Below are 13,568 nucleotides of genomic sequence, written 5' to 3'. Positions count from 1 at the left end.
TGGACTCTTAGTGTGTCGTATTTCATTTCCATGTACCGAAGACTATTTTAACTTTTAAAAGTAAAATAACATGGAAAAATTATTAGAACAATTCGGAGCTACCTCCAAAGAACGTGTAGAAAAAGCACTTCAAACATTACAGCAGGGAAAAGGTATTCTTTTAGTAGACGATGAAAACCGTGAAAATGAAGGCGATATCATCTATCCCGCTTCCACTATTACAGAAAAAGACATGGCACTTCTGATCCGCGAATGCAGCGGTATTGTCTGTTTATGTATTTCTGAAGAAAAAAGTAAGCATCTCAACTTACGTCCCATGGTGGAAAACAACAATTCAAAAAATCAAACGGCATTCACCATTACCATTGAAGCTAAAGAGGGTGTCGAATCCGGTGTTTCAGCCAAAGACCGTGTGACAACCATCAGGACAGCTGTTGCTGCCAATGCTCAGGCTGAACATATTGCCAGCCCGGGACATGTATTTCCTTTAATCGCCAAAAAAGGCGGAGTATTTGAAAGACGGGGCCATACAGAAGGCAGCGTAGATCTTGTAAAAATGGCTAACCTTGGGGACGATGCTGTCCTTTGTGAATTAACCAATGAAGACGGTTCTATGGCAAGACTTCCCGAAATTGTGGATTTTGCCTCCAGAAAAGGAATGACCGTCGTAACCATTGAAGATATTTATGCTTACCGCAAAATGATCATCAGCAACTAAAATAAAATATATTTAACGCACAGAACAGCCGGCTGATTGTATCAGCCGGCTGTTTTTATAGGTCAATGGTATTTTAAAAAGTAGCAGCCGGAGCTGTTTCATTATTAAGTTTTCTTTGAAGCTCAGTTTTCTTTCCTGTTGAGAAATCATAGCTCAGCCCCAAAACAAACATCGATTTATTATTCATAATCTGTGTATGAACCCTGTAGTCTACAAGACTTTCCGGAAGGCTTTTCGTTTTATATTCTGAAGGCATTCCCATCCAGTACATCCCTGTAGAGAAGGTCCAGTTCTTATGCTTATAGCTTACAAAAATATTATTCTGGTTTTCATTGGTATTGAGGAAAGCTCCACTAAGACTGTACACAGGAATATTGAACTGATATTGAAGTGAAAAAGCTTTATACTCCGAAGACAGCACAAAATAGTTTCCTAAATAATTATTTTTAATCAAAGCGCCTGCACTTGTTTTTATCGTTTCAGAAGTGGGCGTTATCACTGCTTTTATGACAAGCAGACTATTGCCAAATGGTTTATAAGATCCTGTCAGCTGTACACCATACCTTTGTCCGTTTTTTCCATTCTCATAAGTCAGTGCATATCCACCCAAAACTGTATCGTGAACATAATATTGGTTAATCACCCTATCTGTATACCGGTAAAATAAAGCCGCATTAAAATCGAAATGCTTATTATTAAAAGAATACGTTAATGTATTCGAAAAAACCTGCTGAGATTGTAAAAAAGGATTTCCCCTTTGTACAATATTCGGAGCCAACTGTACCACATTACTGCTCAATGCATTACTCCAAGGACTTACTGGGCTGTAGCTTCCTGTAAAACGGAGGTTTTGATTGTTTTTCAACTGATACCCTAAAATCACTTTGGGAGTAAAAGTCCATTCATCAAAGGTATTTTCAGCACTTTTATTGTGAATATTGGTAAGCCCGGCACCAAGGCGGTAAGTAAACTTTTCAATTTTTCCTGAAAACTCAGTGTAAAAATACTGTTCAAGATAGGTAACACTATACTGAGAATAGCCGGCAAGATTATTTAGGTCATTGGAAATGGAAGATCTTGAAATACGATATCCTGATGAAAGCTTTCCTGCTGCAAAATCATGAGCATGGGCAAGCTCTCCCACAATGCTTGTTTGCCTGGCTTTCAGTGTCATATCATTGTCATATACCGAAAGCCCGGAACCTACGATCCATTCTTTTGCCGTTTCTGATGTATTGGTAGTATAGTGAGATCCTACCACATTAATACTCAGCTCATCCTTTTCCCCTATTTTCTTTGAATAATATAAATCCAGTTTAGGAATCACATAATCTGAACCGTTATTTTTAAACATGGCATGTTCTTCACTTGCATGATCTTCTGTAAAAATACTTTGTCCTACCCCTTTTGAAAACCTGCTGAAAATATCCATATTCAACTTCGCCTGGAAAGCATACTGATCAGGAACCAGTCTGGTGTAACGTAATGCTACATTCTGAAAAGTATATCCAAAATGATCCGTTCTGTTTTCATCAGAACGGTAATGCTTTCCATTCAGCTGATAGTCATAAATACTGTTTACTCTTCTGTCATCGTAATCTCTTAAATTCAGGGAATATTCAAGGCCGAAATTATTTTTCCCTTTGGTATAATTGGCATAGGCAGCGCCATTTACAAACCCCGTATTCAAGGCTGAAGATACATCAGCTCCAAAAACATAACCCGTTTCCGTAGATCTTGTCAGAATATTAACAACGGTATCTGCTCTTGTTGCCCATCTTGCCGGTGGAATATCATAATACTCCACTTTTACCACCTCACTGGGGGCTACACTGCGGATCTGTAAATCCGTAGCTTCAATTCCGTTAATAAGAAATAATATACTTCCTCCTTTTGTACTGGTAATCGTATTGGCTACAGGATCAAGCTGCAGCTCCGGGAGTGTACGAAGCAGATCTTTTGCATAACGCGCTCTTTCCAGGGCTTCTTTGTCAAAAGTATAGACTGCTTTATCTGCAAACTGCTTTTTACGTTGTGCCTTTACAATCACTTCCTGAATCTCTTCGGTCTTCGCTCCCTTAACAGTATCATTCACCTTCTCCTGCGAAAACATAAAAGTTCCACAAAGTATAAACACGGTATATATAGTTTTTTTCATATCAGAAATGCAATAATACAGATAAGACAGCACAAGTATTACATTTATTACATTTATATTCTGTATCAGAACCAATAATTAACTAAATCATTACAATCTGTTATGTTTTTTCTAATAATCGACATTATTATGTTAAATTCAGCCCGTTTTTTGCTGGTAGTACCTTACACCACAAAATATAAGATCATGAAAAAAGCAGTTATACTCCTCCTTGGTCTAGTGTTTTCAGAAGCAACAGCTCAGGAAGATCAAAACATCTCAGCAGAAAAAATGAATATTATCAAAACGAATGTAACCGCCTATGCATTCAGAAATATTAACCTGTCCTATGAAAGAGCCATTAACCAGTGGTTTTCAGTAAACATTGGATTTGGGACCATGCCGGAAGGAAAAGTTCCTTTTATCAATGCTTTTCTTAAGGATGAAGACGAAAAAAGATTTCAGAATCTGAGAATAAAAGCGACCAACTTTACAATAGAACCCCGATTTTATATCGGACAGGGATATGGAAAAGGATTTTATATTGCTCCGTATTACCGGTACTCTGATGTTTCATCCAATACCTTTGATTTTTATTACGATTATAAAGGTCCTGATGGAAATACATATCAGATTCCACTTAAAGGGCAGGGAAAAACCAATGGAAACAGTGGCGGCCTCATGGTTGGAGTACAGTTTTTCCTTACTAAAAGTCAAAATCTGGTACTTGATCTCTGGATTGCCGGGGCTCACTATGGAAGTGGAAAAGGGGACTTCTCCATGTCCAGCGACTTTGTGTTGACTCCCGATATGCAGGCACAGCTAAAAAAAGAAATAGAAAAGCTGGATATTCCAATCGTGGATTATACCGTAGAAACCAATGCCAATGGTGCAAAAATAAAAGTTGATGGCCCATGGGCAGGTTTCAGAAGCGGTCTTTCTTTGGGGTACAGGTTTTAAAAAACAACAAAATAGAAGATATAAACCGTTCTTTTTTCAGGGCGGTTTAATTTTTCCTGAAAGTTGTATATTGGCACTCATTATATCGGGATTTTTGGGCAAATAAAAAATATGAATACATCACAAATTACCACCAGCCAAAGGATTAAAGCCATTGTAGGCGGCTCTATCGGAAATCTTGTAGAATGGTACGATTGGTATGCTTATGCAGCCTTTGCCATCTATTTTTCGCATTCATTTTTTCCGGATTCTGATCTCAATGCACAGTTGATGAATACAGCAGGGATATTCGCTGTCGGGTTTCTGATGCGACCCATTGGAGGATGGCTGTTTGGAAGCATAGCTGATAAAATAGGACGAAAAAAAGCGATGACACTTTCGGTATTACTGATGTCTTTTGGATCACTGCTTATTGCCCTTACTCCAACCTATAAATCCATAGGAATTCTGGCCCCCTTATTACTGCTTCTGGCAAGACTTCTTCAGGGATTGAGTGTGGGAGGTGAATATGGAGTTTCCGCCACGTATCTCAGCGAAATGGCAGCTCAGGACAGAAGAGGGTTTTACTCAAGCTTTCAGTATGTAACCTTAATCGGAGGACAGCTTATTGCCTTGGGAATTCAGCTTATCTTGCAAAAACTACTGCTTACAGAAGCACAGCTGGAAGACTGGGGCTGGAGAATTCCTTTCGTGATAGGGGCTTTGCTTTCCGTTATTGCATTATACCTGAGGGCCAATCTCCATGAAACTGAAGCTTTTGAAAACAAAAAGGAAGTCAGTGAAAAGAAAAAAGGTACTGTGAGCGAACTTTTGAAGCACCCGCAGGCACTTCTTACGGTGGTAGGGCTTACCCTGGGCGGAACCCTGGCTTTCTACACCTATACGACTTATATGCAGAAGTTTTTGGTTAATACGGTTCATCTTACCAAAGAAGAGTCTACCTTAGTCTCATTTATTTCATTATTCATATTTGCTTGTCTACAGCCGGTATTTGGAGCATTATCAGATAGAATTGGAAGACGCCCTCTTCTTCTGGGCTTTGGTATTTTGGGAACGTTATGTACCGTTCCTCTTCTTACCGCACTTAGCACCACTACCTCTATATGGGGAGCATTCTTTCTGATCATGGCGGCATTAATTATTGTAAGCGGCTATACTTCTATCAATGCTGTAGTGAAAGCTGAGCTTTTTCCTTCCGAAATCCGGGCTCTTGGAGTAGGTCTTCCTTATGCTCTTACAGTGGCCATTTTTGGGGGAACAGCAGAGTATATTGCTCTTTGGTTTAAAAAAGTGGGGAGTGAAGATTATTTTTATTGGTATATCACAGCATGTATCTTTTTCTCCCTGGTAGTCTACTCAAGGATGAAAGACACCAAAGAAAACTCAACACTGGATAAAGATTAATAGAATCAGCATAAAGAAACCGGCGCCTCAGAAATCTGAGGCGCCGGTTATATTTTTAATGGTAAGCTTGTTTGAATTTTTCTATCATACTGTCCAGATTGTGTCGCTGGACATACACACTTTTCACCTCTTCATATCTTGGCGATTTGTAGAAAACTTCATGGAAATCCATGCTTCCGTTTCCTACTTTTACTACTTTCTGAACTTCAATATTAAGTTTTTTCAGTTCGTCTTTAAAGACTTTAAATTCATCTTGGATACTACTACTCATTTATATGTTTTGGGTTTTAATTAAAAATTCCAGTTTTACGTGATACCCCTATGACATGCAAGGCATCGTCTTAAATATTTAATAAATTTAGTAATTTTTATCAATATAAACACCTTCAGGTCATTATTTTTTTATTTTATTCAACAAAAACACAAAAGATATATTTATTTCTATAATCTAAAAAAGAGCAAAAAAATAATAGAATACATATATCCGTGGAAAAAGATTCTCAATGAAGAGAAAATCTCTGGATTTTAAAATCGAGAACCTAGATTTTTTTTTTCAGGTTTCGCTCCAGGAAAGGCTTCACAGCAAAAAATACTTTTTAAAAAAAATAATTAAAAAATATTGTAACATTTTCAAAAGGTTCGTCTCTAAAAGACAAATAAACCTTAAAACCTTAGAAACCATGAAAAAATTCACATTCCTTCTTATCATCATGTTATTTTTTGCAGCATTATGCAATATATTTGGTCAGGAAAAATCATATTCATTTGAAGTTAAGAAAACAGGAAAGGGTAAACAGTCTTTAATTTTTATTCCAGGTTTTGCCTCTTCAGGAGATGTTTGGAATGAAACTACAGCAAAATTTGAAAAAAATTATACGTGCTATACTTTAACCATGGCAGGATTTGCAGGGATAAAGCCAGAAACTGATGCCAGTTTTAAAAATTGGGAAAAAGAAATTGCAGCCTTTATAAAGGATACAAATATTGAAAAACCTATTATCATCGGACACAGTATGGGAGGAGCTTTGGCTTTGGCTATCGCCGCTGACTATCCTGAGCTTCCGGGTAAAATTATTATTGTAGATACGCTGCCTTGTCTGGCTACCCTATCCAATCCCAATTTTACATCTAAAGAAAATAATGACTGTTCAGCAACCGTTAATAAATTAACCGCCATGACAGATGAACAATTCCGCCAAATGCAGACCCAATCCATCCCTCGCCTAATGGCAGATACTTCTATGCAGGAAACCGTAATCAACTGGAGTATGAAATCAGACAGAAAAACATTTGCCAGTATATACTGTGATTTCTCCAATACAGATCTCAGAGAAACAATAAAAAATATACACTGCCCTTCTCTTATCCTGCTGGAATCTTATTTTGTCAATTTTAAACCGGCTATCGAAGCCCAATATAAAAATCTGAAAAATGCCAATATGCAATATGCTTCCAAGGGATTACACTTTATTATGTATGATGATAAAGAATGGTATTTTAATCAGCTGAACAACTTCTTGTCTACGAAATAATGGTATTTGAAGAAATATATGAACTGTACTGGCAGAAAATATTCCGTTTGTGTATGGGATATGTCAATGATACCGATTCTGCTCAGGATCTGGCTCAGGAAACCTTTATTATAGTATGGCAGCAGCTTCCGAAATTCAGAAATGAATCCAGTGTAGGAACATGGATTTTCAGGATTGCCTCCAATAATTGCTTGCGTCAGATGGAAAAAGAAAAAAGATTTGCCAAAGCAGACCTGCCCATTAATCTGGAAGAGAAAAAACAGGAGTCGCTGGAGCCTCAGATACAATTGCTTTATCAGTTTATCTCAGAACTTCCTGAAACGGACCGTATCATTATTTCCCTGGAACTGGAAGAAGTAAAGCAGGCTGAGATTGCTCATATCATTGGACTTTCAGAATCCAATATCAGGGTAAAGATTCACCGGATAAAAGAAAAATTAACTCAAAAGTTTAAAGAAAATGGATACTAATATAGATTTCAAAAATATATGGAAACAGCAAACCTCCAATAAACCTAATCTGGAAGAACTTCTTGGCAAATTGAAAAAGTTTAAGAATGAAAACCTTCGGAAGATCATCATCATGAATGTTTTATTGATTGTAACTTCCATAGGTATTGCCTTCATCTGGTATCAATTTCAGCCTCAGCTTATGACTACAAAAGCAGGAATTATACTTGTTATTTTGGCCATGGTCATCTTCTTATTGGTTTATAATAAAATGTTTATGATTTTTTATACCATTGACAATACTCAATCCAACAGCCAGTACCTGCAGAGTCTGTATTCTGTGAAAAATAAACAGAAATTTATACAGACAACCATGCTGAATGTATATTTTATCATGCTGTTTCTGGGAATCTGTCTTTATATGTATGAATATACTTTACAGATGACATCCCTTTACGCTCTACTGGCATACACCCTTATGATAGTATGGATAGGATTCAACTGGTTTTATATAAGGCCTAAAACGATAAAAAAACAAGAGGCAAAACTTAATGGATTAATTAATAAATTTGAAGAAATCAATAATCAACTACAGGACTTATGAGTTTTTCAGAAAATAAAATCCACTGGGAGAAGGTATATGAAACAAAAAATCCTGATCAGGTAAGCTGGACACAGGAAAAACCACAGACTTCCCTTGATTTCATTCATTCGGGGGGATTGGGAAAAGAAGCCAGCATTATTGATGTAGGTGGTGGAGACAGTAATCTTGTAGACTTTCTCCTCAAAGAAGGATACACAAATATTACAGTGCTCGACATTTCTGCCAGGGCATTGGAAAAGGCAAAGCACAGGCTGGGAGATGCGGCCAATAAAGTGAAATGGATTGCTGCTGATATTACATCATTTGAACCTACAGAAACGTATGATATCTGGCATGACAGGGCTGCCTTTCACTTTCTGACAACTCCGGAGCAGATTTCAAAATATCGGGATATTGCAGAAAAAAATATAACAGGATTCCTGATCCTTGGAACCTTTTCTAAAAATGGACCTACTCAATGCAGCGGGCTGGATATCCGGCAATATGATGAAGAATCTCTGGCCGAAACATTCAAATCCGGATTTGAAAAAATAAAATGCATCACGGAAGATCATATCACTCCTTTTAATACCCTTCAGAATTTTGTTTTCTGTAGTTTTAAAAAGCTTTAAAAACACATTGTTCTATTTATGAGTAAGGCCCGAGAAAATCAAAGATTTTCTCGGGCCTTACTTTATATTAGTTTTAAAAACAGCAATTATACTTTGTACTGGGTTTATGACTCCGCTTCTACCTCATGACGCAGCTGGGCTTTGTAAAGCGTAGCATAATATCCGTTTTTATCCAACAGATCAAGATGTGTTCCTTCTTCCACAATTTTACCATGCTCCATGACAATAATCTTATCTGCCTTTTCAATAGTGGAAAGTCTGTGTGCTATAATGATTGACGTTCTGTTTTTTGTAATTTTTTCTGTAGCCTTCTGGATAAGCTTTTCACTTTCATGGTCAATGGAAGATGTTGCTTCATCGAGAATCAGAATTTTAGGATCTGATAAATAAGCTCTAAGGAAAGATAATAATTGTCTCTGCCCTAAAGAAATAGAGGAACCTCTCTCGCTTACTACATAATCATATCCGCCAGGCAGCTGCTCTATAAACTGATCAACTTCAATTTCTTTTGCTCCTTCTTTTATTTTATCCAGTGTAATACTGTCATCACCAAAGGCAAGGTTTTCAAAAATACTTCCATGGAAAAGGAAGACATCCTGCAGTACAACTCCAATATGACTTCTTAAATTATAAAGCTCATAATCTTTAAGGTCTACATCATCAATAAGTATCTTTCCTGAATTGATATCATACAATCTTGTGATCAGGCTGATAATCGTAGATTTTCCAGCTCCCGTCGCCCCTACAATAGCTACTGTCTCTCCAGGATTTACTTTAAAGTCAATACCCTTAAGGACTTCCTGTTTCTCATCATAAGCAAAACGTACATCATGAAATTCAATTTTACCGGCGAAATGATCTTTTTTTACAGTCCCGTTATTAGGCATTGAGTTTTCCTCATCCATCAGCCCCAATACTCTTTCCGCTCCTACAATACCTCTCTGGATATTATTAAAACGGTCCGCGATCTGTCTTAACGGACGGATCAGCATTGAAATATATTGAATAAAGGCAATAACAACCCCCGCACTGATCGTAATATACCCTCCGTAAAATAGGATAAATCCTATAAAAAGAGAAGAAATAAGCTCTACAACCGGAAAGAATAATGAGAAGATAAAAACCGTTCTCAACAATGCTTCTTTCAGGGTAATATTAATACTATCGAATTTTTTAAATTCAGATTCCTGTCTGTTGAATACCTGTATAATGGGCATTCCGGCCAATCTTTCCTGAACAAAAGAGTTTTGATTTGCAGTCCAGTTTCTTTCATCTCCAAATGCTTTTTTAAGTCTTTTCTGGAAAAACCTTGTAATGATAACCATTAAAGGTAAAATAGCCAAAGTGATATAACTTAAATGCACATTAGTGCTGAACATCATGATCAATACAAAGACAATCCTCAGAATATCTCCGAAAACCATCAGGAAACCGTCTGTATATACCGTTGCAATCGTTTCAACATCCCCTACAGCACGGGTCACCAACTGTCCGATAGGTGTTTTATCAAAAAATGAAGTTCTGAAATAGATCAGCTTGGCATATAGCCTTTCCCTGATATCCCGAATTACATTTTGTGAGATAAAATTTGAAAAATAAACTAAGAAGAAGTTTAAAACAGTTTCTGCGAATACCAATCCCACCAAAATGTAGATATGCTTCATCATTACAGCTTTATCCTGCAATTTTGTAATATCATTATCCACCACTTCCATGGTAAGATATGGCCTGTAAGTAGAAACAATTGAAAGTATGACAGAAATTATTAAGGTAAGAATGAACCAAGAACGAAATTTCATTCCAATAAAGAACAATCTTTTTATAATTCCCCAGGTATCTTGTTTTTTCATTGTACGAATAGAAGAAAAGAATTAAAATAAAATTCTATGCAAAAATAAGACTTTATAATTGGACTGGCTTCAGAACTTTTACAAATCCTAATAGAAAATTTCAGATACCTATCATTTACAGTATGAATATCTTTCGTCTGTTTTTTTATGGATCACAGCCTTTTGTATAGCTCCCTAGTTTTGCTGACTTTCAGATACCTCCCCTATTTTTTCTATTTCAATTGAAGGTTTTTGAAGATTTTCTTTCATGAATTTCTTCTCAAGAAGCTGATAAATACCCCATACTGCAGCAATAGAAATCACCCAGCCAATCATATTGACCAAAGAAAAACCAGTATAGTTTACATCTTCCAAAGCAGCAGGATCTGTAAGTCCTTTATAAACCCCATATGCCACTCCTAAAACAATCTGGCTTCCCAAATAAATTCCTATCGCTAAAAGGCCGAAATGCCATTTGGTTTTTCCAAATCTCTCGGCTAATTGTGCATAATACCGATAAGCACCAATAAGTATAAAAATTGATAACATGGTTATTTTGTTTTTTAGTTTTTTTATTTAAAATTCGTAGCCTACATCTACCAAATACAGACCATGAGCCGGTGCTGATGTGCCTGCCGCATTACGGTTTTTATCTTCAATAACCTTACGAAGATCTTCAGGTTTCAGTTTTCCTACCCCAATTTCTACCATAGTTCCTACAATAGCCCGAACCATATTTCTTAGAAAACGATTGGCAGAAACCGTAAATTTCAGTTCTGATCCTACCTGCTCCCATTCCGCTTTATACATTTTGCAGATATTGGTTTTGTTATCTGTTTTTAATTTTGCGAAACTCGTAAAATCCTCATATTCAAATAAAATCTTACAAGCCTCATTCATTTTATCGATATCCAATGATCTTTTCCAGTGCTGCCAGGCGGATTCCTGAGTGAATGGATTTTTTTCCAAAGAAATATAATATTCATAGGTTCTGTAGGTAGCATCAAAACGGGCATGAAAATCATCCTTCACCTGGAAAATCTTTTTAATAGAAATATCAGGAGGAAGAAAACCGTTCAGTCTCCTTGGAAACTGATCATTCAGTTCCTGTTCCGTATCAAAATGGGCAAATATTTTTTTGGCATGAACTCCCGTATCTGTTCTTCCGGCCCCCGTAGTTTTAATTTCTTCCCTTAAAATGGTGGAAAGTGCTTTTTCCAGTTCTTCTTGTACAGAAATAGCATCCGGCTGTATCTGGTAGCCGAAATAATTCTTTCCGTTGTAAGAAAATTCAATAAAGTATCTCAATGTAGTATAATAACTCCGCAAAAATACTTTAATTTAACGAAATATTTGTTGAAAAGTCTTTGAGAATATGACAACAATCCTTATGAAAATTCCTATTTTTGCAATCGTATGAAAAGATGGTACCTTTATCCTTTTTCCCTCGGTTATCATTTGGTAACGGGTATCCGAAACACAATGTATGATTTAGGGATTTTTAAGTCGACAAAATTCAAGACTCCGATAATCAATGTCGGGAATCTCTCCGTGGGCGGAAGTGGAAAGTCGCCGATGGTGATGTATCTTGCCCAGTTTTTATCCAAACACTACAGAACGGGAGTCCTCTCCAGAGGTTACGGAAGACTGACCAAAGGATATGAGGTCACCAATTATGAAAGTAATTATAAGATGGTGGGCGATGAAGCAATGCAGCTTTTTGAACGTTTCAAAAACCGTTTTGTCATTGCTGTTTCAGAAGAAAGAGTTCCCGGAGCCAAAAAAGTGATCGAAGATATGGACCTTAATGTACTGGTATTGGATGATGCCTTACAGCACAGGGCTATCAAAGCCGGGTTTAATATTCTGATGACAGACTTTAATGATCCTTATTTTAAGGACTACCTTCTTCCTGCCGGAGACCTGAGAGAATCCAGAGCAGGAGTTAGAAGAGCAGATATCATTATGGTCAGCAAATGTCCTGACGAACTTACTGAAGAAACAAAACGCTATTATATCTCAAGAATCAGACCTTCTTATAATCAGAAAGTATTCTTCTCATCCATCGGGTACGACGAAAATGTATACGGAAAAGAGAAAATGCTTCCTGACAATAACCTGAACTATTATGATATCTTACTGATTACGGGAATTGCCAATCCTAAACCACTGCTGGAGCACCTTGCAAAATTCTCAAAAAGAGTAAAACATCTAAAATTCAGAGATCACCATAACTTTACAGACGATGATATAAAAAAAATCGTTGCAGAGTACAAAAAATTAGGGGAATATAAACTGATATTAACCACAGAGAAAGATTATGTACGTCTGAAAACTTTTGACTACCTTAGAGATATTGTTTACTACTGGCCTATCAATGTTCTTATTGATAAAAAGGAGGAATTCGATCAAATCATCTTGGATTATGTTAAAAAATATTAAGGAGACCGCAGATTTCATCAAAAATATCATTCAGGATACCCCTGACTTTGCGGTTGTTTTAGGTTCAGGACTGGGAAAACTACAGAATGAAGTAGAGCCCATCCATGTTTTAGAGTATAAAGACATCCCAAATTTCCCACAAACTACGGTAGCAGGACATACCGGAAAGCTGATCTATGGAATACTGGAAGGAAAGAAAGTACTGATGATGAGTGGCCGTTTTCATTATTATGAAGGGCATTCTATGGAAACAGTAACTTTCCCGATCAGGGTTTTTCATTTGTTGGGAATTCAAAATCTTATCCTTTCCAATGCCTGTGGTGGGGTAAACCCTGCTTACAGTGTTGCAGATATTGTTATTTTAAAAGATCATATCAATATGATGCCCGAACATCCGCTTCGGGGTAAAAATATAGATGAGCTTGGGCCACGTTTTGTAGATATGAGCGAGCCTTACAATAAAGAAATGATCAGGGTGGCTGAGCAGGCTGCTTCTGAAAATAATATTAAGATCCATCAGGGGATATATGTAGCCCTGCAGGGGCCAACTTTTGAAACCCCGGCCGAATACGGTATGATTAAGGCTATTGGCGGTGATATGGTAGGAATGAGTACTGTACCCGAAGTTATTGTTGCCAGACACATGGGGATGGATGTATTCTGTATGTCTGTCATTACAGATCTTGGCGGACCTGACATTGCCCTTTCCGTTTCTCACGAAGAAGTACTGAATGCAGCCAATACAGCAATGCCTAATGTAATTGCTGTTGTGAAAGGCTTAATTAAAACGTATCAGTAACCATCAAAGATTTGATCGGATGATCCATAACTCCGGCCTGTATGTTTGAAATCCATAGAAATTATCAATATTATAAATTTTTC

General features: G+C 37.1%; 14 protein-coding genes. 9 read left to right on the top strand and 5 right to left on the bottom strand.

Translation table 11 applies throughout. The annotated features are described in order from the left end of the window. The first annotated feature begins 70 nt into the window (after positions 1 to 70). Complete coding sequence (ribB, locus tag DRF57_RS01295) at positions 71 to 718, top strand: 3,4-dihydroxy-2-butanone-4-phosphate synthase (protein WP_047494115.1); 648 nt, start codon at positions 71 to 73, stop codon at positions 716 to 718. 73 nt (positions 719 to 791) lie between these two features. Here the strand turns inward: ribB and DRF57_RS01290 are convergent, their stop codons facing one another. Beyond that, complete coding sequence (locus DRF57_RS01290; protein WP_115916451.1) at positions 792 to 2,876, bottom strand: TonB-dependent receptor domain-containing protein; 2,085 nt, start codon at positions 2,874 to 2,876, stop codon at positions 792 to 794. Between the two features lie 186 nt (positions 2,877 to 3,062). Between DRF57_RS01290 and DRF57_RS01285 the strand changes: the two genes are divergently transcribed. Together DRF57_RS01285 and DRF57_RS01280 are read left to right on the top strand one after the other, a co-directional pair. Then, positions 3,063 to 3,815 (top strand): DUF3575 domain-containing protein, encoded by a 753-nt coding sequence (locus tag DRF57_RS01285; protein WP_228450384.1) that lies wholly within the window; start codon positions 3,063 to 3,065, stop codon positions 3,813 to 3,815. Between the two features lie 111 nt (positions 3,816 to 3,926). Next, positions 3,927 to 5,219 (top strand): MFS transporter, encoded by a 1,293-nt coding sequence (locus tag DRF57_RS01280; protein ID WP_115916447.1) that lies wholly within the window; start codon positions 3,927 to 3,929, stop codon positions 5,217 to 5,219. Positions 5,220 to 5,274: 55 nt separating this feature from the next. Here the strand turns inward: DRF57_RS01280 and DRF57_RS01275 are convergent, their stop codons facing one another. Further along, positions 5,275 to 5,490, bottom strand: a complete 216-nt coding sequence (locus DRF57_RS01275; protein WP_047494121.1) for a hypothetical protein — start codon at positions 5,488 to 5,490, stop codon at positions 5,275 to 5,277. Positions 5,491 to 5,899: 409 nt separating this feature from the next. Here DRF57_RS01275 and DRF57_RS01270 point away from each other — a divergent pair, with 409 nt between their 5' ends. The 4 genes from DRF57_RS01270 to DRF57_RS01255 are packed head-to-tail and all read left to right on the top strand — an operon-like array spanning position 5,900 to position 8,415. Next, positions 5,900 to 6,751, top strand: a complete 852-nt coding sequence (locus DRF57_RS01270) for an alpha/beta fold hydrolase (protein WP_115916573.1) — start codon at positions 5,900 to 5,902, stop codon at positions 6,749 to 6,751. Next, positions 6,751 to 7,221, top strand: coding sequence for an RNA polymerase sigma factor (locus DRF57_RS01265; RefSeq protein WP_115916445.1), 471 nt, complete (start codon positions 6,751 to 6,753; stop codon positions 7,219 to 7,221). Before DRF57_RS01270 ends, DRF57_RS01265 begins: the two co-directional genes overlap by 1 nt. Continuing rightward, on the top strand, positions 7,211 to 7,804 hold the full coding sequence (locus tag DRF57_RS01260; RefSeq protein ID WP_115916443.1) for a hypothetical protein: 594 nt from the start codon (positions 7,211 to 7,213) through the stop codon (positions 7,802 to 7,804). Before DRF57_RS01265 ends, DRF57_RS01260 begins: the two co-directional genes overlap by 11 nt. After that, positions 7,801 to 8,415: a class I SAM-dependent methyltransferase gene (locus tag DRF57_RS01255; RefSeq protein ID WP_115916440.1), complete on the top strand. Its 615-nt coding sequence runs from the start codon at positions 7,801 to 7,803 to the stop codon at positions 8,413 to 8,415. Before DRF57_RS01260 ends, DRF57_RS01255 begins: the two co-directional genes overlap by 4 nt. 104 nt (positions 8,416 to 8,519) lie before the next feature. Here DRF57_RS01255 and DRF57_RS01250 read toward each other — a convergent pair whose 3' ends face one another. The 3 genes from DRF57_RS01250 to truA all read right to left on the bottom strand — a co-directional run bounded on the left by DRF57_RS01250 (position 8,520) and on the right by truA (position 11,573). Then, entirely contained in the window at positions 8,520 to 10,265 is a 1,746-nt protein-coding gene (locus DRF57_RS01250) for an ABC transporter ATP-binding protein (protein WP_115916438.1), read from the bottom strand. A 174-nt stretch (positions 10,266 to 10,439) separates the two neighbouring features. Beyond that, entirely contained in the window at positions 10,440 to 10,793 is a 354-nt protein-coding gene (locus DRF57_RS01245) for a hypothetical protein (protein WP_084085645.1), read from the bottom strand. Positions 10,794 to 10,820: 27 nt separating this feature from the next. Then, the gene (truA, locus tag DRF57_RS01240) at positions 10,821 to 11,573 is read right to left on the bottom strand and encodes a tRNA pseudouridine(38-40) synthase TruA (protein ID WP_228450383.1); all 753 of its coding nucleotides are present in this window, start codon (positions 11,571 to 11,573) and stop codon (positions 10,821 to 10,823) included. Between the two features lie 87 nt (positions 11,574 to 11,660). Here truA and lpxK point away from each other — a divergent pair, with 87 nt between their 5' ends. Both lpxK and DRF57_RS01230 read left to right on the top strand, forming a co-directional pair. After that, positions 11,661 to 12,686: a tetraacyldisaccharide 4'-kinase gene (gene lpxK, locus DRF57_RS01235; protein WP_047494149.1), complete on the top strand. Its 1,026-nt coding sequence runs from the start codon at positions 11,661 to 11,663 to the stop codon at positions 12,684 to 12,686. Beyond that, positions 12,670 to 13,485: a purine-nucleoside phosphorylase gene (locus DRF57_RS01230; protein WP_047494152.1), complete on the top strand. Its 816-nt coding sequence runs from the start codon at positions 12,670 to 12,672 to the stop codon at positions 13,483 to 13,485. The genes lpxK and DRF57_RS01230 overlap by 17 nt, the downstream gene beginning before the upstream one ends. Positions 13,486 to 13,568: the final 83 nt, after the last annotated feature.

This window comes from Chryseobacterium rhizosphaerae (genome assembly GCF_003385455.1).
In the GTDB taxonomy this organism is placed as follows: Bacteria; Bacteroidota; Bacteroidia; order Flavobacteriales; family Weeksellaceae; genus Chryseobacterium; species Chryseobacterium rhizosphaerae.
Note: the sequence above shows the minus strand (reverse complement) of the source record. Positions and strands in the feature narration are given on the sequence as shown.